Source organism: Ruegeria sp. CF3 (assembly GCF_056537365.1).
Genome location: NZ_JBQFRK010000004.1, coordinates 101,471 through 125,925 on the forward strand (window position 1 = coordinate 101,471; position 24,455 = coordinate 125,925).

At 55.3% G+C, this 24,455-nt stretch carries 26 protein-coding genes; 16 read left to right on the forward strand and 10 right to left on the reverse strand.

The genetic code is table 11. The features are described from left to right. Positions 1-44 precede the first annotated feature (44 nt). A complete protein-coding gene (locus ACR0KC_RS14945) occupies positions 45-725 on the reverse strand; it encodes a LysR substrate-binding domain-containing protein (RefSeq protein ID WP_480791217.1) in 681 nt (226 codons plus the stop codon). Here ACR0KC_RS14945 and ACR0KC_RS14950 point away from each other — a divergent pair. The 3 genes from ACR0KC_RS14950 to ACR0KC_RS14960 are packed head-to-tail and all read left to right on the forward strand — an operon-like array spanning position 642 to position 2,894. Further along, positions 642-1,352, forward strand: a complete 711-nt coding sequence (locus ACR0KC_RS14950) for an IS6 family transposase (RefSeq protein ID WP_480791216.1) — start codon at positions 642-644, stop codon at positions 1,350-1,352. The genes ACR0KC_RS14945 and ACR0KC_RS14950 overlap by 84 nt on opposite strands. Positions 1,353-1,392: 40 nt before the next feature. Next, positions 1,393-1,806: a hypothetical protein gene (locus ACR0KC_RS14955; protein WP_480796347.1), complete on the forward strand. Its 414-nt coding sequence runs from the start codon at positions 1,393-1,395 to the stop codon at positions 1,804-1,806. Next, positions 1,770-2,894 carry a molybdopterin dinucleotide binding domain-containing protein gene (locus tag ACR0KC_RS14960; RefSeq protein WP_480791214.1) on the forward strand — a complete coding sequence of 375 codons (1,125 nt, stop codon included), beginning with the start codon at positions 1,770-1,772 and terminating at the stop codon, positions 2,892-2,894. Before ACR0KC_RS14955 ends, ACR0KC_RS14960 begins: the two co-directional genes overlap by 37 nt. A 316-nt stretch (positions 2,895-3,210) precedes the next feature. On the opposite strand, the gene ACR0KC_RS14965 is transcribed toward ACR0KC_RS14960, so the two are convergent. Together ACR0KC_RS14965 and ACR0KC_RS14970 are read right to left on the reverse strand one after the other, a co-directional pair. After that, positions 3,211-5,589, reverse strand: a complete 2,379-nt coding sequence (locus ACR0KC_RS14965; protein WP_480791213.1) for an autotransporter family protein — start codon at positions 5,587-5,589, stop codon at positions 3,211-3,213. Positions 5,590-6,258: 669 nt separating this feature from the next. Continuing rightward, positions 6,259-6,444, reverse strand: a complete 186-nt coding sequence (locus ACR0KC_RS14970) for a hypothetical protein (protein ID WP_480791212.1) — start codon at positions 6,442-6,444, stop codon at positions 6,259-6,261. Between ACR0KC_RS14970 and ACR0KC_RS14975 the strand changes: the two genes are divergently transcribed. The 7 genes from ACR0KC_RS14975 (at position 6,437) to ACR0KC_RS15005 (ending at position 10,784) form a co-directional block, all read left to right on the forward strand. Then, positions 6,437-7,171: a hypothetical protein gene (locus ACR0KC_RS14975; RefSeq protein WP_480791211.1), complete on the forward strand. Its 735-nt coding sequence runs from the start codon at positions 6,437-6,439 to the stop codon at positions 7,169-7,171. The genes ACR0KC_RS14970 and ACR0KC_RS14975 overlap by 8 nt on opposite strands. Positions 7,172-7,492: 321 nt before the next feature. Continuing rightward, on the forward strand, positions 7,493-8,008 hold the full coding sequence (locus ACR0KC_RS14980; RefSeq protein WP_029622284.1) for a DUF805 domain-containing protein: 516 nt from the start codon (positions 7,493-7,495) through the stop codon (positions 8,006-8,008). A gap of 146 nt (positions 8,009-8,154) precedes the next feature. Continuing rightward, complete coding sequence (locus ACR0KC_RS14985) at positions 8,155-8,445, forward strand: hypothetical protein (protein ID WP_480791210.1); 291 nt, start codon at positions 8,155-8,157, stop codon at positions 8,443-8,445. Between the two features lie 159 nt (positions 8,446-8,604). Beyond that, complete coding sequence (locus ACR0KC_RS14990; RefSeq protein ID WP_480791209.1) at positions 8,605-9,378, forward strand: hypothetical protein; 774 nt, start codon at positions 8,605-8,607, stop codon at positions 9,376-9,378. Next, positions 9,362-9,589, forward strand: coding sequence for a DUF3955 domain-containing protein (locus tag ACR0KC_RS14995; protein ID WP_480791208.1), 228 nt, complete (start codon positions 9,362-9,364; stop codon positions 9,587-9,589). The genes ACR0KC_RS14990 and ACR0KC_RS14995 overlap by 17 nt, the downstream gene beginning before the upstream one ends. After that, positions 9,589-10,035, forward strand: coding sequence for a hypothetical protein (locus ACR0KC_RS15000; protein ID WP_480791207.1), 447 nt, complete (start codon positions 9,589-9,591; stop codon positions 10,033-10,035). Before ACR0KC_RS14995 ends, ACR0KC_RS15000 begins: the two co-directional genes overlap by 1 nt. 572 nt (positions 10,036-10,607) lie before the next feature. After that, positions 10,608-10,784 carry a hypothetical protein gene (locus ACR0KC_RS15005; protein ID WP_480791206.1) on the forward strand — a complete coding sequence of 59 codons (177 nt, stop codon included), beginning with the start codon at positions 10,608-10,610 and terminating at the stop codon, positions 10,782-10,784. Positions 10,785-10,836: 52 nt separating this feature from the next. On the opposite strand, the gene ACR0KC_RS15010 is transcribed toward ACR0KC_RS15005, so the two are convergent. The 6 genes from ACR0KC_RS15010 to ACR0KC_RS15035 form a co-directional block, all read right to left on the reverse strand. Then, a complete protein-coding gene (locus ACR0KC_RS15010) occupies positions 10,837-11,250 on the reverse strand; it encodes a hypothetical protein (protein WP_480791205.1) in 414 nt (137 codons plus the stop codon). A 92-nt stretch (positions 11,251-11,342) separates the two neighbouring features. Then, positions 11,343-12,491 carry an AAA family ATPase gene (locus ACR0KC_RS15015; protein WP_480791204.1) on the reverse strand — a complete coding sequence of 383 codons (1,149 nt, stop codon included), beginning with the start codon at positions 12,489-12,491 and terminating at the stop codon, positions 11,343-11,345. Between the two features lie 497 nt (positions 12,492-12,988). After that, positions 12,989-13,591: an amino acid synthesis family protein gene (locus ACR0KC_RS15020; protein ID WP_480791203.1), complete on the reverse strand. Its 603-nt coding sequence runs from the start codon at positions 13,589-13,591 to the stop codon at positions 12,989-12,991. Between the two features lie 13 nt (positions 13,592-13,604). Further along, complete coding sequence (locus tag ACR0KC_RS15025; RefSeq protein WP_480791202.1) at positions 13,605-15,713, reverse strand: CoA transferase; 2,109 nt, start codon at positions 15,711-15,713, stop codon at positions 13,605-13,607. Continuing rightward, positions 15,710-16,510, reverse strand: a complete 801-nt coding sequence (locus ACR0KC_RS15030; protein WP_480791201.1) for an alpha/beta fold hydrolase — start codon at positions 16,508-16,510, stop codon at positions 15,710-15,712. The genes ACR0KC_RS15025 and ACR0KC_RS15030 overlap by 4 nt, the downstream gene beginning before the upstream one ends. Then, complete coding sequence (locus ACR0KC_RS15035; protein ID WP_170547875.1) at positions 16,510-16,911, reverse strand: RidA family protein; 402 nt, start codon at positions 16,909-16,911, stop codon at positions 16,510-16,512. The genes ACR0KC_RS15030 and ACR0KC_RS15035 overlap by 1 nt, the downstream gene beginning before the upstream one ends. A gap of 143 nt (positions 16,912-17,054) precedes the next feature. On the opposite strand from ACR0KC_RS15035, the gene ACR0KC_RS15040 reads away from it, so the two are divergent. The 4 genes from ACR0KC_RS15040 to ACR0KC_RS15055 are packed head-to-tail and all read left to right on the forward strand — an operon-like array spanning position 17,055 to position 21,343. Then, positions 17,055-18,536, forward strand: coding sequence for an aldehyde dehydrogenase (locus tag ACR0KC_RS15040; protein WP_480791200.1), 1,482 nt, complete (start codon positions 17,055-17,057; stop codon positions 18,534-18,536). Between the two features lie 11 nt (positions 18,537-18,547). Continuing rightward, on the forward strand, positions 18,548-19,588 hold the full coding sequence (locus tag ACR0KC_RS15045) for an LLM class flavin-dependent oxidoreductase (protein WP_480791199.1): 1,041 nt from the start codon (positions 18,548-18,550) through the stop codon (positions 19,586-19,588). 4 nt (positions 19,589-19,592) lie between these two features. Next, positions 19,593-20,396, forward strand: a complete 804-nt coding sequence (locus ACR0KC_RS15050; protein WP_480791198.1) for a carnitinyl-CoA dehydratase — start codon at positions 19,593-19,595, stop codon at positions 20,394-20,396. Next, entirely contained in the window at positions 20,396-21,343 is a 948-nt protein-coding gene (locus ACR0KC_RS15055; RefSeq protein WP_480791197.1) for a 3-hydroxyacyl-CoA dehydrogenase NAD-binding domain-containing protein, read from the forward strand. The genes ACR0KC_RS15050 and ACR0KC_RS15055 overlap by 1 nt, the downstream gene beginning before the upstream one ends. Here ACR0KC_RS15055 and ACR0KC_RS15060 read toward each other — a convergent pair. Then, positions 21,325-22,395 (reverse strand): GlxA family transcriptional regulator, encoded by a 1,071-nt coding sequence (locus ACR0KC_RS15060; protein WP_480791196.1) that lies wholly within the window; start codon positions 22,393-22,395, stop codon positions 21,325-21,327. The genes ACR0KC_RS15055 and ACR0KC_RS15060 overlap by 19 nt on opposite strands. A 119-nt stretch (positions 22,396-22,514) precedes the next feature. Between ACR0KC_RS15060 and ACR0KC_RS15065 the strand changes: the two genes are divergently transcribed. Both ACR0KC_RS15065 and ACR0KC_RS15070 read left to right on the forward strand, forming a co-directional pair. Beyond that, positions 22,515-23,405 carry a beta-keto acid cleavage family enzyme gene (locus ACR0KC_RS15065; RefSeq protein WP_480791195.1) on the forward strand — a complete coding sequence of 297 codons (891 nt, stop codon included), beginning with the start codon at positions 22,515-22,517 and terminating at the stop codon, positions 23,403-23,405. Then, positions 23,398-24,399, forward strand: coding sequence for an ABC transporter ATP-binding protein (locus tag ACR0KC_RS15070; RefSeq protein ID WP_480791194.1), 1,002 nt, complete (start codon positions 23,398-23,400; stop codon positions 24,397-24,399). Before ACR0KC_RS15065 ends, ACR0KC_RS15070 begins: the two co-directional genes overlap by 8 nt. Positions 24,400-24,455: the final 56 nt, after the last annotated feature.

Consider the following 24,455-nt stretch of genomic DNA (forward strand, 5'->3'; position numbering starts at 1 on the left):
AAACTCGCCTTTTGATGGTAGCGCGCTCAAACCTGTTTCCTGTGTTAGCCAAGTAGGGGATTGGATTTGAGGCGCTCGACTGCAAAATCGACAAAGGCGCGCACCTTCGCAGACACGGTTCGTCCCTCTTGATGCACAAGATGGATGGGAACCTCGGGTGGTTCATACGACTTTAGAACAGTCTTGAGCCGCCCATCTGCGATGTAGGGTGCCACTTGATAGGACAGAAGCCGTCCAACACCATGACCTTGCAAGGCCAACTCGATCACAGCGTCATTTGTGTTCATGCTGATACGTGGGCTCATGCGTTTGGTGACAGTCTTTCTGCCCCGTTGAAAATGCCATTGGGCCGATGCATTCAAGGCAGTTGAATTAATGATTGCGTGGCGGGATAAATCATCGGGCGTGTCTGGTTCGCCATATTGGTCAAGATATTTACGGGAAGCAAACACGACCTGCCTCACCGTACCACACCTGACAGCCATCAAACTGGAATCAGCGAGGTTGCCAATTCTGATCCCGACGTCGAGACCCTCATCAATCAGATTGACCACGCGGTCCACATAGAGCGTGCGCGCCGAGAGCTTTGGATACGGTATTGCCAAGTTGTTGACTGGGTTTGATAAAGATATGTCAGCCCTATGAACATTCCGATTGATATGTCGCGCCTGAAGGGCTTCCGTTTTCCTCGTGAGAATATTGCGTACGCTGTTTGGGCGTACCATCGGTTAGCTCTGAGCACGGCTGATGTTGAAGATCTGTTGGCCGCGCGGGGCGTGATTGTCAGCCGAGAAGCGATCCGGCTGTGGGTCAATCGCTTTGGTCAACACTTTGCAAATTGCATCCGCCGGGATCGACCACGGCCGAACGACAAGTGGCACATGGATGAAGTCGTGATCACGATCCGTGGCAAGAAGCATTGGCTGTGGCGCGCGATCGACGCGGATGGAGACGTCCTCGATATTCTCGTGCAAACACGCCGCAATGCCAAAGCAGCAAAGCGCTTTTTCCAAAGATTGGTTTCACAGTTTGGCGAGCCGAGGGTGGTCATAACTGACAAATTGCGCAGCTATATCAAGCCGGTCAAGACACTGGCCCCGAACGCTGACCATCGCGCGCACAAGGGCTTGAACAACGCGATCGAAGTTTCGCACCGGCCAACGCGTAAACGAGAGAAGATCTTCGGCAAATTCAAATCCCACCGGCAGGCTCAGAGGTTTTTGGCCGCACATGACCAGATCAACTTGCTCTTCCGTCCTCGCCGCTATCAACTGAACGCAACTTCATACCGCCACGCCCGCTCTGATGCGTTCAGCCTTTGGACTGAATACACTGCCGAAATGACGGCATGATCTAACATTCACCGATCCTTCACAAGCTGACGCCAACAACTTGGCAATACCGAACTTGCATAATGCCCACTTCTGTGAAGGGTGGGTTCAAGGGTTCGCAGAGTGGCGCGACTTTATCTTTGTCAAAGGGTATAGCCCCGATTGGGCCGCAGTGATCACCGATCTACCCGCCGATATGATCAAAACCCTCGCTCGCGAAATCGCGACCGCCGACGGCTGCATGATCTACCTCAGTCGCGGGGTGAACCAGTATGTGAACTCGGCCCAAACGAACCGAACCTATCAGTTCCTCGCCGCGATTACGGGGAACTACGGGCGAAAGGGTGGGGGCTATTTCAATGTCTCGTCAGAGCCCGACTGGAAATATCCGCAGGTGCCAGAGGCTCGCAAACCCGGACGGCGGCTTGGGTCGATGCGATGCTGGGCAATGATGTTTACCCGATTAAAGCGTTGATCACCGGCAACAACCCGATGGGCCAATGGCCTGACCTGAACAAAGCCCGCCGCGCGGTGAAAGCGCTGGATCTCGTGGTGCATATGGACCTCTTCCGCAACGCAACATCGGACCATGCTGACTACGTCCTACCTATGGCTAGCGGCATCGAAAAGGGCGGCACAACGCGGTTTGCCGAAGACCGCCGTATCGTCTGGAACGACAAACTCATTGATCCGCCGGGGGAGGCGCGGTCTGACCACTGGTTCTGGATCGAGTTGGGTAAACGCTTTGGCTTCGATGATATCCTGAAGGACGCCTACAAGGACCCACGCGTGTTTTGGGATAAGGTGCTGGCCCCCACAACCCCGGCCATCAGCGGGTTGACAACCAAACGCCTGCTCGACCAACCAAGCCGCTGGCTGCGGATGCCCGCGCGCACCGAAGAGGAGGTTGCGACAGAGACCCTCTATCTCGAAGGCACTACCGCGTTCATGGCCCCCGAAGGACACCGCTTTCCAACTCCATCTGGCAAGCTGGAGTTCTTCAACGAAAAGCTGGACGCTCGGTTCGCTGCTTTTGGTCTGTTGACGTTGCCTGAATTCTACACTGAAAATGCCTCAGGCCATTTGGCCCCAACGCTGAGCTATGGGGAGAAGGACCGCGTGTCGTCGTTCTTCCATACCGAAATCTACGGCGCGCCTGCGGATCTGGTCGCCCCGCAAACCAGCGCCGCAAGCGAATTTGACACGGAATTGGTCACAGGACGTCCGCCCGAACCGCATTTCCATTCCTGGACGCATTATTTCTGGCAGGCGCAAGAGATGTGGCCCGATGCCTATTGCCAGATCCACCCAACCAAGGCCCAAGCGCTTGGCATCAAAGACGGTGACAAGGTGAGGGTGCGCACTCAGAACCGGCAGATCACGCTGCGCGCTTGGGTTTATCCTGGCATTCGCGAAACCGCCGTGTTTGTGCCAATTGGCTGGGATGAAACACAGCCTTTCCACCCTGCGGCGTCGGTGAACAAACTGCTTGGCCTTGCGTTGGATCCGATCTCGCAACAGCCAAACCTCAAGCTACATATGTGTAATGTGCAAAGGGTCTAAACCCCTTTCGTTCGACAGAAACAAGACACCTTCACCAGCACTTCCGACCGCGCAGCGGCCAGATCAAACGCGCGTTTTACATGGGCCAATTCAACCTCGATACTGTCCATTATCTGTTAACTGGACAGTATCTGGTCATAGCCTCGCACGGCAGAGCGAGGACACCGGACGGTTTCTTATGTTCCGCGCGTTTCGCGTTATCTTCGTGTCTCAAGTATAACTCGAAACGCTTTAGAGAATGACGCTCACATTGCCACGATAGCTTCCGCAAGTTGTTGCAGCTAACTTACCACTCCTCTTCGTTGCTCCACCCTAATCAGAACCGAACACTTAAGTTTGCACCGAGGCCATGCTCTTGGCCGTTGGAACGAACTGAGTAACCATACCCTGCCGTTAGTCTTGCCAGATCAGAAATCTGATAGCCCAGTCCAAGCCCAAGAACGAAACCATTGGCGCCTCGGTTTTGTCCGACTTGCGTGAATGTCCCAAATATCGGGCTCGTTACAGTGATTTCGTGCTCACTATCCTTGTTGGCAAAAAAATCATACTCGTAACGAGCAAAGGCGATTGGGGTTAGCACACCATTCTCTGTCAAGAAATCCCGTTGGTAGTCAACTCCAATGGAAGCGACCAGCGATTCTGCATCCGCTTTTTCAATCGAGTAATTGAAATCACCACCGCCAGTCTCTGTGCCTGAACCTTGTTGGATACGCCCGTAGTTCAATCCGAAAACCGTAGAAACCCTTGCACCGCTGTCCAGGTTAAACAGCTTCCGTGCCTGGATACCGGCGTGGATTCCCTCTTGGTCCAAATCCGATTTTGCCTCGCCTCCCGTAAAGCCATCAACAGAAGGGTTGTTCCGCTTGGCATCAGTTTCACCGAACATGTAACCGATCAGTCCGGAGAACTCCCAAGTTCCGGTTGTTGTGCGCCCATAGACGCCCACATGATAGCTGTCGGTAGTGAAGTCCTGATCGACTTGATCGTGTTCGTCCATGGAGGATGTCCCAAAACCTGCGTACACGCCGACGACACCTCTATCGGTGCTTGCGATATCCGCTCCGGCCAAAATGGTGCCCAGCGAATAGTCAAATGTCCCGAGGCCGTTGCTTCCATCAACGTCCCCGCTCACATACGCTGTGTCGATCCACCAGCGCCGATCAGAGCAGTCTATTGCACCGCTCGGGCTCTGGGCCAAGTCGATGTCTCCCGATGCAATAGGTTGATCCTCATTGTTGAAGCCAACCGCTTGATACTTGCGGCAGTCAGCGTGGCTCAGCACTGTGTTAGTTATCAGGTCAAGTTGCTCCAGACCAACGGTCAAATTGGAGGAATAGGGTTCTGCGTGCACACGATTAAACCCAGCCAAACCTGAATTGGTAAGCGTGTTAACTGCATTGCCCAAGGTTGTGCCGTTGGTCAGAATGGTTCCAGGTGACTTGATTGCAGTGTTGGCCACCGCACCAGCGAGATTGCTTGCATTTGGTGATCCTACAACTGCTGGATGCTGCGGTAAGCTCGAGACAGGGAGGGTCGAAAACGCAATATCAATTCTACCGTCCGCGGTTGGCGTGTTTGAGATACTCAGACTGGATAGGGCGGGCAGAGATCCTCCGGCAACAAGAGTTGGGGAGTTTCCATCGAAACTCGAGGCTTGAAAAACCGTGTAGTCGTTGCCAGCAGCATAGTCCTGCGCAGTCAGGCCGGGACGAACGGCTTCGACTTGTATGGTGGCGTTGTTGATACCAGTGACTGCGTCTGTTGACGAAACCAGATCCGCATTTTGTGCCGCTGCGGGGTCGACTTCCGACAAAATCGTCGACCCTGCATCGAAGGAAATTGCACTATTAATATTCAACGTCCCAATCGAGGAGCCTGGTGAAAGAACAGCGCCATTTCTCACGTTGAAATTGAATGCGTTCACGGTGCCGTTGCCGGCCAGAGTACCAAAGTTATCAAAATCGACCGTGGTTAAGCTGCTGGACGCGTCAAGCCGAAGTGTTGAACCAGCACCGATCACCATATTGCTGGTGGCCGTCATTGAACTGTTGGTCAGTGTAAAATCAGACGCTTGAGCAATTCTTGTCTGAATGTTGATCACACCAAACGCGATTTCCGTCGCGTTTGTTACTGTCAAGTTATCGTAAGTTAACGGCGTGTCTGATTGGAAATACACCTCGGTAGGGTCAACGTCTCCACCATTGGCGGGTGCGAATGTCATCGACCTTCCCGAACCAATCGAAGTGCCTATAATATTCACCCGTAGCTTGCCGTTGATTTGCGTCGTCAGGGCCTCCCGTGAAACAAAGTCGCCGCTCCCAGCCGCGACATCGACGTTCAACAAAGTCAGTACCGATGCTCTGTCTGGATTTTGACTCTGCCCCGGGACATACAGCTCAATTTCCCCAGAAGGCGTTATGGTGGAATTACCAATCAGAAGCGCCGTGATGGGCCCGTTTGGAATTGGCAGGCAGGATTTAACAGTAGAGGATATCGTCTGCCCGCTAAGAATGGTCTCTGTTCCAGCAGTGTATTCTTGACGCGGAGCACCAACTTCAACGCAAGATTGCGAACTTTGGGCCTGGGCATCGCCGGACAGTAAGAAATACGCCAAGGCTCCGAGTGTGAGCTTAGTGAAAAGTGCGCGATCAACGTACGGAGCTACGCTTGCCTGAACTCGATCCTTTGTTTCCATAAGCTCTCCCCACTAACTTCACAAACGCGGCCACAACCTTTTGCGATGATCCGGAGAATATTTGAGCACAAAAAAATATTCGAATGAAAGACCGCTATGGCAAATGGTTTTTGATGGGGGGCCGCGGTGCAACAGTGCCGCTTGAAGATTATTCGCCTCGCGATAGAATTTACTCACGAAACTGCAAGAACTCTGCCCGGAGTATTCGCGCATGCAGAGAGCACACCAGTTACGTCCGTCTGCTGCGACGAAGCGCTTAAAGCGGCCGTTCAAGCAAAGTGCAGCGAGTTGTCGAATGCCAGTGTTCGAATTATGGATTGCGCGGATGATGTTTGCTCCCAACTGTCACGCGTCGCGGCGAACTGCAGATGTACTCTTCTGCAGGGAAAGGAGCCCCACGGTGGAAGTGCGGAAAGTTGGACTGGATATCGGTTTCGCCACGCTCAAAGGCTCGTCCACGGCGGTCAATTCCCAGCGCTTAGCCTGCAACTCCGGCGTGTCGAAATCTCGGATCATGGAAGCGTCTGAAGGCATAGTCTGCTGCGGAAATGGTGCCGCAGAGAAGGTCATCGACAACGCTTTCGTGAGAGAGCCAGACGACCCTTGGAGTGTCAGCGTTGCTTTAGATGGCGATACCATTCGCGCGATGACGTCGCACAGCTTTTTTGATCACAGCCGCCGACAGGGTTCCAGTTCGGGCTGTTTGGCGAAGAACGGTCGAAATTCCTTGTCTTCAGTGATGGTGTCCGCGTCCCAATTCATTTTTTCTTGCGTCCCCGCAACGATTGCAACCATTACAAGAATCACGGCCACTGCGAGGATTGCGACGAAATCTTTCAGAGTAAATTTGTCCACATCGTTTGCCATCTCACTATTGGCTGCAGCTGTGATCGGGAACAACGCTGCGGGGGATCCTATACCCGAGGGTCCACCTGGCGACATTGGCACCTTGACCGAGGAAGACTTCATTGTCGATGGATCTGCAGGTGGCGCAAAACGCTTTACCTTCACCAATGGCGAGCGAAGCCTGTATTTCATCCCCATGATCCATGTCGCCGAGCAGCCTTTCTATGATCGTATTGCCGCTGAGGTCGAACGCCTCAAGCTAAATGGAGCGGACCTCTATTACGAGTTTATCGACTTCGACACGGCCAGCGTCGCCGACAAACTAAGGATACGCGCAATGCTGGGCATGCTTCCCTCGCCGGCCTTCTATGCCGAGAACGTGTCGGACGGTCTTGTTGCACAGGACAACGAGGCTTTCCTTGGCTTCCCCGGTGGTCAGGATGTGAACGTGGATCTGACACCAGCACAAATCGCAGACGCCTATGAAATGCTGATTGGACCACTCGAAATCAGCGAAGAGAACCTGTCGACGCCCATGAGAGACTTCGTTCTGCCGACTGCGGACCCCGCGCGGGTCACGCAGATCACAATTGACGCACGTAACAGGCACTTGGCAGCCGTGATCGATGCCGCTCCGGGTAACGTCGTTGTCCTCTATGGCGCAGCGCATGGCGCGGGGACCCTGCAAGAGTTGCGGGCTCTCGATCCCGAATGGCGGCGCGCGCCCACATTTTGACCGGCCGACCCCACCTGACAGTTTAGTATCGACGCCCGAGAAAGAGTGCGTGCGTCTTCGCGTCTGGTATACCCCAGAAGCGTTCTTCACTCAAAAAGCATGATGAGGTGACACGGAGGCCACGGTATGGGTCTGGTTTACTAGGTGCATTTTGTACTACCGCTACAGGGAAACCGAGCGCTGCTTCAGAGAAGTTTCTAAGGTGGCGAATTTGGACACTCACCGGTTTTGAGGGAGCAGTGCCAAGGCGATTGACTAAGCCGTGGAGTAGGGTCCATGATTTCAGAGAGATCGGGCCGCCGCTCTAAGGAGTTCGGAAATATGGGATTTGTTCAAGCAACCAAAACGTGCTTTGGAAAGTACTTTGTTTTTTCCGGGCGTGCAGTGAGGTCTGAGTACTGGTGGTTTGTGCTGTTTGTTGTTCTCGTAAGCCTCGTCTTTGCAATCGTCGACGCATCAATCTTTGGGACGGATCCCGAAACCGGACAAGGCATCCAAGTCCTGACCCCAATTTTTCAGCTTGCCGTTCTAATACCCATGCTGGCTGCTGGATGGCGTCGACTGCACGACACAGGACGACCGGGCTGGTATTTGCTTTTGCCTGCAGCACTAAGCATCGCGACTGTGCTCATGCTGTTCAGTGGCATCGCAGTGTTCTCTGCGCTCGAGCAAGGCGCGAATGATCCTGAAACTCTGAGGGGCCCAGCGGCTTTCCTCGGTGTCACCGGGTTGATGGTTGTCGGTATTCTGCAACTCATACTCTCAGTGCTCATGATCTGGTGGCTAAGTCGACCGTCACAAGAAGGCGATAATGCATACGGTCCCGCTCCAGTTTGACGCTATGACGCAGACTTGGTCAGAGGTTTTGCGGGGGCTAAGTAAAGTTGTTTGGGAGAATACTAAGGAAGAATCTACGGTTTGCCTGCACAGGTCTCGCTATTCCGACTGTCTACAACCAACAGAATCAAATTAGGGGGGAAGAAGTGTCTAACTATTCAAAAATTGGTCTCGCAGTCTTCTTTGCAACGGCTGTCGCAGGTTGTGTCGAGACAACGCAACCCGGCTCTGGTGACGGTGAAGCTGCCGCGCGCGCCAATTGCGTCGCAGATGTCAACTCTACCGTCGGTGTCACCGGTTCGACAGTGAACGACGTTACTCGCCTTGAAGATGGCTTTAGCCTGCTCATGAACGTACCCGGCGCACAAAATTTCTGGGTCTGCGAGACGACTCCGTCCGGCGCTGTCACGTCCGTGTTCTTCATGGGTGAGGGATAAGCTCTTTGAAGCGGACGGTCTAAAGAGCCGCCTATTCCAAGAGGAAAAAAGATGTGAAGCGGGTGTGGCTTTGGGCACTAGGTTGATGAGTCAACCGGCTCTCACGAATTTGAACACCGGCAGCCGCCGGTTTCGCTCTCTACAATAATGAGGTCATAAATGAACTGGCTTTCCATCTTGTTTACGTCCTTTTTGCTCGCTGCTCCATTGTCGGCAATGGCAGATTGGCAGTTTAGTTCAGGCCCAAGCCCTAATGCATTCATTCAGGCGAACAATATCACTTTAGAACTGCAATGCGACCGCATACGGTTTGCTCCAGCAGGCTATGAAGACAGCCAGGACATCGTGAACAAGCAGGGGCTTTCGTTTCGATTCATGAGCAACGGCACAACTGAAATCGGTGCGTTTCAGGCCGGGCGGGCCAACAGTTCCTTCCGGGTTGTGGACAATTACCCCGTCGAAATTGAGTTCAATGACGCCAATGACTACGTGTTTGTTCTGGATCAGATCGCCGCTAACGCGACGCTCAATCTCTCTATGACCGATCAGGACATTTCGTATGCGATCCTCGAATTGAAGGGGTCTTCGGCGGCCATCCGTTCGTTGAAACGCGGTTGTAGTAACCTCGCCTCGTCGGGTTCACGTTCCCGTCCGGAAGCACCTGAAGGCGTAGTCTACTGCGGCGGGGGCGGCGCTCAGCGACAGATCGAATATGCCATTGTCGACACCGGCAGCGACTGGGACGCGCGTGTTACGGTCAACGGTGAAACGATGGACGCAATGACGTCCTACAGCTACTTCGGCAATGCAGAGCCGCCGCGTGGCTTTATCGTCGCTCTCTTGGGCCAGGACCGTTCCGAGTTTCTCGTTTTTGAAGATGGTTCAGAGCGTTGGATCGAATACGGAGACTATCGATATGATCAGTGCAACTAGGCGCGCCGCGAACGTGACCCTGATCTCGGCGCTGTTCTCTTTGACCATTGGTGCGGCTTTATGGGTCCTCTATTGGGTGCAAGGTGTGCAGATTGACGAGGACGGAGTGCTGCGCGAAGCGTTTTTCCTTCTCGGCCTTGGGTGGATATTCACCTTAGGTGCAGTGGCGATGCTTCTGACGTCGCTGTTTCTTTATTTTTGGAACCGTTAATGCGGCTCTTCGCCCTAGTCGCGGCGATGGTAGTGCTGGTGACTGCCGCGTTCTGGGCGGGCGCGCGTGTACAGCTGGCCGTACAGGAGGACAACTGCCTGGACCTCGGCGGTGGAAGACATCCAGGGGACTACCCGTTATGCGTGGTAGAGCGATTTCCTGACTGGATTTCCATCGGCCCGATTGCTCTAATGCCTGCTGCTGTCCGCGAAATGAGCACCGAAGAGACCGGCAATGAGCAAGTGATCCTTCGGCTCGAGCTAAACGAAGACGCTGCTTTCGCCGTGGCGGGCCTGACAAGGGCGAAGATCGGAAAGGACCTTGAGCTGCGAGTTGGGAACAGGATGGTTAGCGCCGTGACGGTCAAAGAGGAGATCGCGAACAGGCGATGGAACCTCATCCTTCCCAAGGAGGCCGCCGATCTTGCGGTGCGTGAATACCAATGACTCTGCTAGCGCAGCTTCCTGCATCGAAATAGAACAAATGTGCGGGTCTGCTAGAGGAAAATCTATGGTCGAAAAACTTAGATAGCACTCTCTGCCGCAGCCTTGATCTTCAGCTTTCTGCTTCTGGCGGGATGTGCAGATCCCGTCCGGCAAGGCGGCGCGTGACAGGACACCCTGTCGGTGGTTTTGGATCAGGGTCCGCCCAGCAATATCGAGCGGCTCAACGATGGTCGGCGAGCATACCATTGGATTGTCGAATTCACAGGCACGCAACCGATTGTAACCAACACAACGTCGAATGTAGAAAACGACATTTTATGTTCTACCCTAGCGAATACGTCATCTACTACGTTCGAGCCCTATTAGTATCGTTGCCCTTATTCTTTGATTGCGACGCCGCAGGGATATAAGTGGGCCATAGAGGGGCTTTTCAACGGGCGACCCAGATGTAACTAACCTTGCACCGATTTAGGTTATGCAGAATACGGCCCGGAGATCATCTTAGTCATGGAAATAACGGGAATCGGCACTCATCATTGAGATTTATGGAATCATCAAATGACGGAAAACCTATGAACTATGATATCGCGCACGCGCTTGCTTCTGGTGCCCTACTTTACGCCACCTATTGGTTAATGCAGCTTACCGGTGTCCTTGACGGAAAGAGCAAGGGAAGACAGCGGCTGACACTTGCGGTCGCCTTTGCAGTCGTTATTCTTTTGCTAAATCTAGTGTGGCCAACCGCCTGATGAGTTTCCTTTAAGACTAGTTTACGAAGTCGCCGGGAGAGCGCTACCGCATTCAGCTCTCAGGAACCCATCCGCATAAAGTGTAGATCTGGTAAGTGGAGGTTTCTTCGTCTGGTGAGTTTACAACCAGCAGCCTATTTTTCTCAAGCGGGGTCAAGAGCTGGTGGTAAGAATAGGTTGCACCGTCAAATGAGCAGGCCAGATCAACGATTTGCACTGCGGTTCCGCGAAGAGCCTGAACTTGAGCGTAAGCACAAGACCCGTCGTCCGATTTGCGCCCCTCGTCGTCATAGATGACGTATCCGGCACGAAGGTCCCCATATTCCTCCGAAATCCGCGCGCCTTCCGCGCACGAAAGACCTTCCGGGACATAGAGTCCAGAAAAATGAACCTTTTCGGCCACTACAATCGATGAACTCAAGCCATACAAGATAGCGGCAAGATGTACCGTAGATTTGGAAACCATGCGGTTATATCGCGCGCGAGGTCAGTGTGGGTCAAGGCGATTCCGTGTAACGCACAACTCAATCGCGCGCGTTGTTAGCACTTCCCTAAAGGCTATCGTTTGGGCCACGACCAAGGTATGGGTTCCGCCGCTTCGACAAAGGTTTCCCCAGTGGCTTTGCCGAGGTGATGCGTGAGCGCATTACCCTTGCTCAAAGCTTTGGCTAACGCTCGGTTGTGAGAAACGACGATGATCTGACTTCGCGCGGAGGCTTCTTTGATCAACCGAGCTAGAGGTGGGATTAAGTCAGGATGCAGGCTTGTTTCGGGCTCATTTAGGACCATCAGGCTAGGAGGTCGTGGCGTCAGTAAGGCCGCCACGAGGAGCAGGTATCGCAGGGTCCCATCCGACAATTCCGCAGTGCTGAGCGGGCGCAGCAACCCGTGCTGTTTCATTGTGAGGCTGAATAACCCATCTTTCGCATGAACCTCAATTGAACTTCCCGGAAATGCGTCCATGATGGTCTTTTCAAGTGTTGCCACATCGCCGATTTCCCGAATTGTCTCAATAGCTGCCGCCAGGTCCGAGCCGTCACTCGCAAGAATTGGAGTTCGGGTGCCGACCTGTTGCCTTCTGGCCGGGGCCTCACGATCAGTCCGAAGTTGATCATAGAACCGCCAATTCCGCATACGGTCACGTAAATGCAGCAGCTCTAATGCGTTATTCGGATCGGCTGCGTGGGTCATCATACTGTCAAACGGTGGAAGGGTAGTGGCCGCCTGGTTCCAAGAACCGTACTCCGACCGTACCCGTACACACGGGCCACGGCGCTCTGCAAGCGCGTTGTGTCGGCTCAATGTCTCGCCGATCCACAATGCTTCGGACTTGATCTCAGGATCATTAGAAAAGGCTGAGGTTTCTGCTGGCAATCCAAGCTCGACTGCGTACCCGTAGTCTTCGGACGCAAAGCCAAGCTTTAGGCCGACTGGCTTGCTCCGAGTCGTTCCGGTGATGGGTACTTCACCCGTTTTCATCCCTCGAGACAGCACTTCAGGCCCCGCCCACATTGTGGAGCCCAACCCTCCTTCAGACGCGAGTGAAGAGATGACACTACCTTGTGACACCTCGCCCAACATTCGAAGCGCGCGATACAGCGACGACTTTCCGACCCCATTGCCACCGGTAATTACCGTCAGGGGAGCAAGTGGCAGAACCAGATTTCGGAGAGATCGATAACCGGCGACAGCAACTGTAACAAGCATTTCAGTCTTTCCGGCTCCGGCGATCACACATCGACAGACGACCTATCAGACTAAACACAGGATGTCCGCAACAGGTTTTGATTAAGGCTTTCATGTAGCCGCTGCGAATGAGAGCTTTGTCTGTGGCTGACACAGTTGCATGGAACAAACTTCCTTGCTGTTATTTCTGTCCAAATGAGCTAGACGCACTAGAAAAAGGGAGGTGGGTAGTAGTTGTAAAGCCGCTTTTAATGAGGTTGGTGTCCCTGAGCGAACTCCATGTTTGGCGCTCGCTGCCTGATGATGAGTGTCTGAGCATTTCTAAACGCTTCCGGCTGAACGCGAAGTGACTCCGGTTTAGCCGACCCAGAATACCCCATCAAGGAGGCGGCGGTCGTTGGCGATTTTGCGCCCAATCCTTATTTGTTGATTGTCAGCTCTCGTGCTGAGTTGGTCTGCATCGAAGACAACAACTTGCCTCAAGCCAATTACCTGATACGCATCATCAACGTAACAAACTAGACCCCAGCCGGGTTCTCCACATCCCTTCCCAAGGCAGCGAGGTCTGAGTATCGGTCGCCGATCCGGTGGTGCGGGCGACCACGGGTTGATGCCCCCAGAGCCACAACAAGTTCATCCACATCCGGCGCGTCGTAGATCGAGAACTGTACTGTAAGGTAATGCGACCGCCGCCCGGTATCATGTTTGTCCATCAGCGGGATCTGAATTTGGGTGTTCGCGGGCCCTCGCGAGTTTGTGAAACCGAGATAGCTTTTTGCACCCACTGCTTCACGATAATAATTTCCGTACTGCAGGGTGTGAATAAGCGCAGAGGCATGTTCAATCTCACAACTTGTCCCGGCGATACAGGCTTTTCCGTAGGCTTCTATCGCATCGCCTGACCCCGCCAGAGCGATCAGTCTGTTGGTGAGCATCTCTCCCAGAACTGGCGCCATGCGCTGAATCTCTGGTGAAAGATCATCGACAAAGCCACGTCCTGCCCAAGGGTTTCTGACCACCGCTGCCACGCCGATCATGCGCAACACGGGTTCCGAAGGTCGGCCTCCTTCTGTGTGAATATCCTCATCAAAGGTGACTACCTTGCGCAATTCGGGGATCATATTGCTTCTCCTGTCAAACGTGATAGCTGTGGTGCCCGGTCGGTGTGTGTACGACGCCTTCGACTTCAGTTCCGTGGTAGAAACCAAATGTACCGTGGCTGTTTTCCTTTGCGTAACGGCGCAACATCGAATTTTCAGCCCCGTCGCGTACGCGTTCCAGCGGCAAGTCGCCGAGATCAAAGTATTGCATGCCGTCAGGGGGCTGCCCATGAACGCTTCCGTGGTAGATGATCCGCTGCGTCCCACTTTTGGATATTCGATAAACCGCATAAGGATGCGCCAGCTCTACAATCAAATCTCGGTTTGACAGATCAGTGATCAGCCCATCTGCAGAATTGTTATTTGCAGGAGCAACCGGCACTGAAATGTGCCCGCTTTTGTCAACGGAGAGTAGGACCCGATCTTCGTTGGCCAGTACCGCTCCGACGGTCACACCACCTGCAGTGGCGGCCTCTGTCAGGGCACTGTTGAGCCCCAAATCGAAATAGGCACCGCGAAAGTAGCCCAGCGGATGTCCCTCGCGCGTTTCGAAATCCTCCACGCGGCCGATCAGGATCAGATGGTCACCAGCATCGACCAAACGGTGTCGGGCACAGCTGAACCGGGCGAGCGCGCCGTCTATCGTGGGCATGTTCCGCGCGTCAGGTTGCCAGGCTGCAATGTCGAATTTTTTGGCTGATTGAGACGCGAAAAGGCCCGAGATTTCTTTTTGGTCGTCCGACAGGACGTTGACCGTGAAATGATCCGCCTGCAGGAAGGTTTCAAAGGACAAGGCCTGCTTACCGACACAAACCAAGAGTAGAGGTGGGTCGAGAGAAACGGAGGTAAATGAGTTCGCCGTGAACCCGCGCGGGGTCCCGTCCGGCTGCCGGGTAGTTACCACTGTCACACCGGTGGCAAAGCGCCCGAAGGCGTCGCGCAGCGCCTTCCCTTCTAAGGGTTCCGTCGACTCCGGTGGGGGCAATCCTTCCAGAATGCTATTGTGCTCACCTAGCGCAGGAGGGGTCGTCAGTGCACCTTGGCGGTGCCGACCGAACCGCAACGGGTTTGCTGCCACGATCCAAGGTTCATGTCCCGCATCCGGATGCGGGACCTTCGCCAGCATGCCGCGGCTGGCTACATGAGGGTCGGCCGCGATGTCCGAGATAGTGTTCATCGGGCCGAACGGGACCTGGCCACCCAGTGTTGCCGTCAATTGCTCCTTAGTCCGTTGTCGGGTCCAATCGCTTACAATTTGGTTGACTTCGGAAGCATGGTTGGCCCGGGCCGCCCTTGTGGAGAAGCGGTCATCTTGTCCAAGTGACGGTTGCCCCATCAGCCGTGTCAAAAGCTGCCAAAACGCATCATCGACAATACCAAGCGCGATGTAGCCATCGGCTGCCGGGTAGAGGCCAAACGGGGAAAGGAATGGATGCCCGTTGCCTTCCGGTCCGGGCACCTCTCCTGTCACGTCATGCAAGTAAACCATTCTTTCGCAGAGCGAGATCATGGCATCATACATGGCCACATCCACAAACTGCCCTTTGCCCGTCGCTTCGGCCTCGCGCAGGGCGGCCATGATACCGAAAGCCATCATCATGCCGGTGAATATGTCACCCACACCGGGTCCGGTCTTGGTGGGTGTGTCAGCATTCGGTCCGGTGACGGACATCAGACCGCCCATGGCCTGCGCAACCACGTCGTACGAAGGCCAGTTGGCATAGGGGCTTTGGCCTGTGCGCGGGTCGCCAAAGCCACGGATCGCGGCATAGACGAGCCGGGGGTTGTCGGCAGCAAGGCTTTCATAAGACAGGCCAAGGCGATCCATTACGCCCGGGCGGAAATTCTCGACGATGACATCCGCCGTTGCCGCAAGTTCTCGAAAAGTCGCGCAGCCCTCCGGCGATTTCAGATCAAGCTGCACGCTTTTCTTGCCGCGGTTCAGGCTTACAAAGTAGCCGGCCCAGGCATGATCCGGATCGTCTTGACGGAACGGTCCGTTGCCGCGGCTGGTGTCGCCATGCTTGCTTTCGATCTTGATCACCTCGGCCCCGTGATCCGCCAGATGCATTGTACAATAGGGACCTGAAAGCATCCGGCTCAAATCCAACACACGCAGGCCTTTGAGGATTTGGGTGCTCATGGCTTCAGATCCAGATTGTTGAGAAAGCTGCGGAGTAGCTTGTTCACTGCGTCCGGGTCTTCGGCAAGTGCCATATGCCGCAGTCCCGGGAGGATAAGTGCACTGCCCCCCGCAATCTCGCTTGCGATGGCATAGGCCATGTCAGGCCCGTTGCCGAAATCCTCATCTCCGGTGATCACTAGCGTCGGACAAGAAATCGGGGGATTTGGCGCGACAATTTCGTCGATACCATCGGCCAGCACGCGGTAGATCGTGTGATAGATTGCCTTGTCATTGGCCAAGACCCAACCACGGACAGTGTCCATCATTTGAGGGTTGGACCGGCGGTAAGCCTCAGTGAACCATCGATCCAGCGCGGCTTCAACCGTTGCCTTTGGCCCCTCCAGCCGTGCCTGTTCCACCCGTTTCAAGATTGCCTCTTGCGCGACATAGGTCCGTTTATGGGGCGAGTGCAGGATCACCAGGGCCAAAACCCGGTGCGGAGCGTCCTGGGCAAACCGACGGGCGATCATGCCACCTAACGAGAACCCCACGATAGCCGTGCTTCGCAGGTCACAGTAATCCAGCAAACTCTCCAGCTGTCGTGAATACATCGAAAGGCTGGGCAGTTCTGGCGGAGGGGCGCTTTGCCCATGACCAAAAAGATCATAGATGAGAACGCGAAAGCGATCAGACAGCGCAGGGGTCGTCCATTGCCAGCAATTCCGGTTCAGGCCCAGCCCGTGGATCATCACGACAACAGGGCCGTCCTCTGGCCCCGTCAGTTCGAAATGGGTTCCGTCTGGTGTTATGCCCATCAGGATTGGTCCTTGAGGGGGCGATAGGCTACGACTTCGACCTCAACGCGGGCATCCACCAGAAGATCGCTGACCACAGCCGACCGGGTTGGAGGCTCAACTGGAAAATAGTCGGCGTAGACGGCGTTAAATCCAGGGAAATCGTCGCGCTCCCGCAGCCAGACCATGGCCTTGATGACATCGTCGCGGGTGCAGCCTGCCTCGGCCAGTGTCTTGGTGATGTCGTCCAAAACTGCGCGGGTCTGCTCTTCGACGGTGCCATCGGTCATAGGCACGCCGTCTCGCATAGGAATTTGCCCTGTCAGAAAAACGAAATCACCTGCCCGAATGGCGCGGGACAGCGACAGAACCCGTCCACCAATTTCCAGTGGACCTCCGATAACCTGCTTTTTGCTACCCATTTCCAAGCCTCCCTTTGGAACAGCCTGCACCCATGATCGGATGCGAGACCCGGATTTTTCGACAGACTGCGTCGTATTTTCATAACCCTGAGGCGCGAAAGCAGACATGAATAGGGAAGCAACAATCAGGGGGGAGGCACGCCATGGCTGATGTCAAAAACTATCAGATGCTGATTGATGGCGACTGGGTCGACGCTGCGGATGGCGGTACTTTTGACAGCGTCAACCCAGCCAATGGTGAGGTCTGGAGCCGTGTTCCAGAGGCAACTGAGGATGATATCAACCGCGCAGTCACCGCGGCGCACACTGCTTTTAGCAGCGGCCCCTGGGCGCGGATGACACCGACCGAGCGCGGCAAATGCCTGCGCAAGCTGGGCGATCTTCTGGCGGATCATTCCGAAGAGCTGGGACGAACTGAATCCATCGACACCGGCAAGATGCTCAAGGAAACTCGTTGGCAAGCCAAATACATTGCCGAGTTTTTCCACTTTTTTGCTGGGTGTGCTGATAAGGTAAGCGGCGAGACACTGCCCATCGACAAACCTGACATGTTTGTATTTACCAAGCGCGAACCTCTGGGCGTGGTTGCTGCCGTAGTGCCATGGAACTCGCAATTGTTCCTTGTAGCGGTCAAGATCGGCCCGGCATTGGCTGCCGGGAATACGGTTGTTCTGAAAGCATCTGAACATGCCAGCGCGGCGATGTTGGAGTTTGGGCGACTTGTCGAGATGGCCGGTATCCCTCCTGGTGTTGTCAACATCGTGACGGGTCATGGGGAACCTTGTGGACGGGCTTTGACCGGGCACCCTCTGGTGGCCCGCGTCTCTTTTACCGGAGGTCCAAACGCCGCGCGCCATGTATTGGAAAACGTCAAACGCAACTTTGCCGAGGTCTCATTGGAACTGGGCGGCAAGTCGCCCTTTATTGTTTTTGACGACGCCAATATCGAAAGTGCAGTCAATGCCTCGATTGCAGGTATCTTTGGCGCGACAGGTCAAAGCTGCGTTGCCGGATCGCGCCTCTATCTGCACGAGGACATCGCGGATGAGTTTCTCGACAGGATGGTGGCGCAGGCGCAGCAGATCCTCATTGGCGATCCACTGGCCGAGGAAACTCAGATGGGGCCGCTTTGCACCGCCGGACAGTTGGACCACATCCAACGCGAGGTTGCCTTCGCTCAGGAAGAGGGCGGCAAGGTTCTGGTGGGGGGCAAGCAGCCGGAAGGCAAATCAGGGCTTTATTTCGAGCCAACCATCATCGACTGCCCACGGCAGGACCTGCGGATCGTCGATACAGAGCTTTTTGGCCCTGTTCTGTGCGTTCAGCGCTTCAAGACCGAGGCTGAGGTGCTGGAACTGGCCAATGATACCGAACACGGGCTCGCGGCGGGTATTTTTACCACCGACGGTGCCCGATCCTTGCGCATGGCGAATGCGGTGCGTGCAGGGATCGTCTGGGTCAATACCTACCGCGTTGTATCCCCGATAGCCGAGTTTGGTGGCGTCAAAGGATCCGGCTATGGCCGTGAAAGCGGGTTCCAGGCGATCTACGACTACACCCGGCCCAAGACAGTCTGGATGAACACATCGGATGAGCCGATGGCGAACCCGTTTGTAATGCGCTGAGGGAGGTGAGCATGAAATTCCAACTTGCCATAAATTTGGAGCGGATTGACGACAGTCTGGATATGAAAGATGTCGCGCGCCACACATTAGAAATGGTGCAGATCGCCGAAAATGGCGGTTTCGATATCGTCTGGTCCGCCGAGCATCACGCGCTGGAAATGACGATTGCCCCGAACCCCTTTCAGTTGCTGACTTGGTGGTCGTCCGAGACCAGCCGCATCCGGCTTGGTACGGCGGTGGCCACCGCAGCCTACTGGCATCCGATCAATCTGGCGGGAGAGGCTGCCTTCACCGACCTGATCAGTGGGGGGCGGCTGGAATTCGGCATCGGATCGGGGGCTTATCAGCGAGAGTTTGACCGCATGAAACCGGGCCTCAAGCAATCCGACGCCTGGCGCTACATGCAGGAAATGCTGCCGGCCGTGCGTGCGCTTTGGCGCGGGGACTATGCGCATGACGGAGAATTCTGGCAGTTTCCAACCTCAACATCCGTACCAAAACCGGTTCAGGCCGAGGTACCGGTCTGGGTCGCTGCAAGGTCACCGATCACCTACGACTATGCCATGCGCGAGCGCTGCCATGTGAACTGTTGGCCGTTGACCCGACCCTTTGCCGAGGCGGAACTATACAAGCGCCAGCTGGACGAGGCCATCGCCAAGGCAGACAATGGATGGCACCCCCGCTTCGCTTTGATGCGTCATGCCTGTGTCTACGACAATGAATCCGATCGCGAACAAGCCCTCGCGGCCATTCGCAGATTGCTCTCACAATTTGAGAACCTGTTCCGAAACGCCGGTGATGTCGTGAACGGTTTCCCCGCCCCGCTGTCGCTTGACGAAATAGAAGGGCGCGAGCAATACGATCCGTTGATGCTAGAGGAAAACCTCATGTTCGGAAATCCGGACACCATCATCACCAAGCTCAAGCGCTATGAAGCCTTGGGTGTCAACGAATTCATCTACTACGCCTCGATGGGGCTTGATCACACCGCCCAGCAGCGATCCTTGCGCATGTTCTGTGACGAGGTCATGCCGGAATTCAAGGAGGGCTGAAGCCATGTCAGATGGAGTCAACATAAGCCGCGATGGCCACGTGCTGGAAGTTACGCTTGAGCGGGGCAAGGTAAACGCGATTGACGTGCCTACTAGCCAGGCCTTGGCTGCCGCGTTTCAGGAATTGCACGAGGACAAGGACTTGCGTTGCGCGATTCTGACCGGGGGCGGAGATCGAATTTTCTCGGCCGGTTGGGATTTGAAGGCCCTGAACGAGGGCGAAATGCAGCTCGACAACTGGTGGGAAAGTGATGACTACGGGTTCGGCGGGTTCACGGGTCTGACCGAGAATTGGGCGCTCAATAAGCCGGTTATCGCGGCCATTAACGGTCTGGCAATCGGTGGTGGGTTCGAAATGGCCATAGCCTGTGATCTTCTGATCGCAGCGGACCACGTGGAGTTTGGCCTACCTGAAATGCCTTTGGGCATCGTTCCAGATGCGGGGGCACTGCAACGCCTGCCTCGAAGAATACCGCACAACATCGCGATGGAGATGTTTTTGTTAGGCCGTCGGATGACCGCGACCGAGGCGGCGCATTACGGGTTGGTCAACAAGGTGGTTCCAAAGGATCAATTGATGGCGACGGCCCGGGAATGGGCGGCCTCGATTGCCTGGTCGGCGCCTCTTGCAATGCAATCTGTCAAGGAAGTGCAGCGCGAGATCGAGTGCGTGCCGCTGGAACAGGCCTTTCACAAGATGCGCACCGATCCGATGCCGATCTACCGCAAGATGCTGAAATCTAATGACGCGGCCGAAGGTGTCGCGGCTTTTGTCGAAAAGCGTGAACCCAAATTCAAGGGTGAGTGATGTATCCTGATCCCTCCTCAATCACCCGCATCACGAGTATTGGCGCTGGTCCCATCGGCGGAGGTTGGACCGCGCATTTTCTTGCGCGTGGCTATGATGTGACCGCCTATTTGCATGACGCAAGTGAAACGGATGCTTTCCACGCGATCCTGCATACTGCTTGGAAAAGCTTGACGGATTTGGGCCTTGCTGCCGGTGCGTCGCTTGACCGTTTGCGTATTGTTACAGATTTGGAGGCTGCGCTGGACGGCGCCGAATTCGTGCAGGAAAGCGCGCCCGAGCGTCTTGAGATCAAGCAGGCACTTTATCAACGACTCGGGCTCATTTTGCCAACAGACGTCGTGATTGGCTCTTCCACGTCCGGCTTGATGATGACCGACATCCAAGCGACTTGCGCGACACCGGAACGCTGTGTGATTGGCCATCCCTTCAATCCACCATATTTGCTACCACTGGTCGAAATCGTGGGCGGAGAACAGACATCACCAGAGGCGGTGGCTTGGGCCGGGAAATTCTACGAAATCGCGGGCAAGGCCCCGTTGATGATGAAAAAAGAGATCCCGGGCTTTGTCGCGACCCGACTGCAAGAGGCGCTTTGGCGAGAGGCCCTGCATATGGTCGCCAATGGAGAGGCAACGCCGGAAGACATCGACATCGCACTCATGAACGGCCCGGCGCCTCGTATGGTCTCGCAGGGGCAGTGTATGGCTTTTCACGTGGCCTGTGGTGCCGGAGGCATGGCCACCAATCTGGATCAGTTCGGCCCGGCGCTTAAACTGCCCTGGACCCGGTTGGAGGCACCTGAGCTGACGAAGGAATTGCGCGATCGCATGGTCGATGGCTGCAACGCTGTTGCCGGCGACCGAGATTTCGAGGACATGGCAGCCCAACGGGATCGCGAAATAGTTGCAGTGCTGAATGCTCTGCGTCAGTCTCGCGGGGGATAACCTTGAGCGGGCACGTTGTTCAGAATGGACAAGAAATCCGAGAGAGAGCCGGGCCAGCTGGGTGCCGGCTCGCTTTTCGGCCATGCCTCACGGTATTCGGATGGGCGCCGACCGAAGAATTTACCGAATGAATAGGCAAAATGTGACAGTGTATTGAATCCTGATGCGGTGGCAATCTCGCGTACACTGAGGTCGGTCGAAATCAACAGCAGGCGAGCATTCTGCAATCGGCGCAACAAGCCGAATTGCACCACTGTACAGCCCACGTGTTTCTTGAATTGGCGTTCCAGTTGACGCTGAGAAACACCCAGAACATCAGCGATTTGGGGCACTTTGAGCGGCTCTTCTATGTTTTCTTCGATTAGGGTCATCGCTTCTCGGATCAACGGCAGCATGGTTTCCGTGCTCCGGCCCATGGTGCTGCGCTGGGGTGAGGCGGCGTCGCGAATGGGGTGATGCAGCATCTGGTCTGCAATCTCCCCCGAAAAGCCGCTGTCGCTGATGGATTCAATCAGCCTTAGCATCAGGTCGACCCCGGCCAACCCGCCCGCGCACGTCATTACCTTGCCGTCAATAGTGAACAGACACTCATAGACATCGACCCGATCAAAGGATTCCCGGAACCCGCTTAACCAAGACCAGTGAATAGTTGCAGGTTTGCCGTCCAACAAGCCTGCGCGCGCGACGATGTAGCTGCCTAATTCAACACCGCAAATAGTTTCGCCTGCGCGTGCGCGTTTTCGCAACCATGTGAGTAAAGCGGTGTTTTCGTAGTGTTCAGTACCCCAACTGCCCAACACAAACACAAAATCTGCCGGAATGAGACTCCCGTAGTCGGTGTCAACTGCGGTCGTCATGCCATTGCTGGCAACAACCTCAGGACCGTCGAACGAGACGATGTCCCAGGAAAACATCGGTTCTGGCGCTAGGTAATTTGCGATCCGCATGGTTTCGATCATGGTGATCAGCGTGGTCAGGTTGAAACGCGGGACAACGACAAATACGGCATGCCGTTTAGCCCGAGCCATATGCGTTGTGATGTCGACATGCATTGGTTTTACCAAGAAGCTTTAGGTCAGATTTTTCGCCATTCTAACCTAATCTGTGGCGGATAATCGACATCTTTATTCGTCAATCGCGCGTCAATCTAGGTAAAAAGGGGGGCTCGGATATGACCTACGAAGTTGTGCTGACCTGCGCAGTTACCGGTGCAGGAGATACGACCGGCAAGAGCCCTCACGTGCCGGTGACCCCGAAAGAAATTGCTGATGCGGCAATCGAAGCCGCCAGGGCAGGGGCCTCTGCCGCGCATGTGCATGCGCGTGATCCTGAAACGGGGCAGGGCTCGCGCGATCCGGCGCTCTTCAAGGAAATCGTGGATCGAATACGCGAAAGCGATACGGATGTGGTCATCAATGTTACGGCAGGTATGGGGGGCGATTGGATTTCAGACCCGTCCAATCCCGCAATGCCCGGTCCGGGCACCGACATGATCGGTCCAGAAGAGCGGCTGGCCCATATCAAGGAATGCCTGCCCGAAATCTGCTCTCTCGATTGTGGCACGCTGAATTTTTCCGACACGGACATGATCTATATTTCCACGCCACCGACACTGCGTCGGATGGCGGCACTGGTTCAGGAATGGGGTGTGAAGCCCGAGCTTGAGGTCTTTGATCTCGGCCATATCCGATTTGCCAAGGCGATGGTGGAGGAGGGGCTGATTGATGCGCCGCCGATGTTCCAGTTGTGCCTTGGAATTCCATGGGGGGCCGATCAAACGGTGGAAACCATGGCGGCCATGAAGGCGCAACTGCCCTTAGGCGCCAGCTGGGCCAGTTTTGGGATTGGGCGGGGGCAGATGCCGATGGCAGCCGCAGCAGTCGCGCTTGGCGGGAATGTGCGTGTCGGTCTTGAGGACAACATCTACCTTGATCGCGGGGTTCTGGCGACAAACGGCCAGCTTGTCACCCGCGCCCGAGAGATTATCGAACGGATGGGTGGACGGATCCTGACACCGCAAGAGGCGCGCAACAAGCTGAACCTGAGGGGGGCGGATGGCTGATCCAACCCAAACCGGTAGCTTGCAAATTCGCAATGTCTCCAAGTTTTTTGGTCAGTTCTGTGCTGTCAACGACATCTGCCTGGATATCCGAAACGGAGAGTTCCTGACGCTGTTAGGCCCGTCGGGATCGGGCAAAACCACCTTGTTGATGATGATCGCCGGGTTTCTCGACATATCGAAAGGAGAGATTGCGCTGGACGGTGCGTCCATCTCAGATGTGCCAGCCGAAAAGCGCAATTTCGGCATGGTGTTTCAAGGATATGCTCTGTTCCCCCATATGACTGTTCGCGACAACGTGGGTTATGCGCTAAGCGTGCGTAAACGCCCCGCCGACGAAATTCGGAACCGTGTCGACGAGATGCTGGAGCTGGTTCAGCTTCAGGAGTTTGCAGATCGCAAACCGGGGCAGTTGTCTGGTGGTCAGCAACAGCGTGTGGCACTTGCACGTGCCTTGTGTTTTGCGCCGCCTGTGCTGTTGCTGGACGAACCGCTGGGAGCGCTGGACAAAAAGCTGCGTGTCGAAGTGCAGGAACAGCTCAAGGACATTCATCGCCGCGTCGGCACCACCTTCATCTACGTCACGCATGATCAGGAAGAGGCACTGTCGATGTCCGACCGCATCGTGATCATGCGCGACGGCGCGATCGAGCAGGTCGGAACGCCAAAAGAGCTGTACGAGCGCCCGATCAATCAGTTCACCGCCAGTTTCCTCGGGAAATCGAACTTTATTCATCAAAACGGAAAGGTCTTTGCCCTGCGCCCGGAAAAAATTGATCTGATGCCCAGCAACGAAAACACCGAGGCCCGGATGAGGGGCGCCATTCGCAGCATCACCTATTTCGGCTCGACGCAGCGGATCATCGTGGACACCGACGAAGGGGCCGAGATTGAGGTTGATATCGACGTCTGGCGCAACGGCTCTGATCTGACAGAGGGGGTGCGGGTGGATTTGCTTTGGAAGGATTCAGCAGCAGTGGAGCTACAAACGGGCTAGGCACCCCAACACAGAACGCCCAGAGGCGTCATGACCGAAAGCCGGGTCAAATCTCG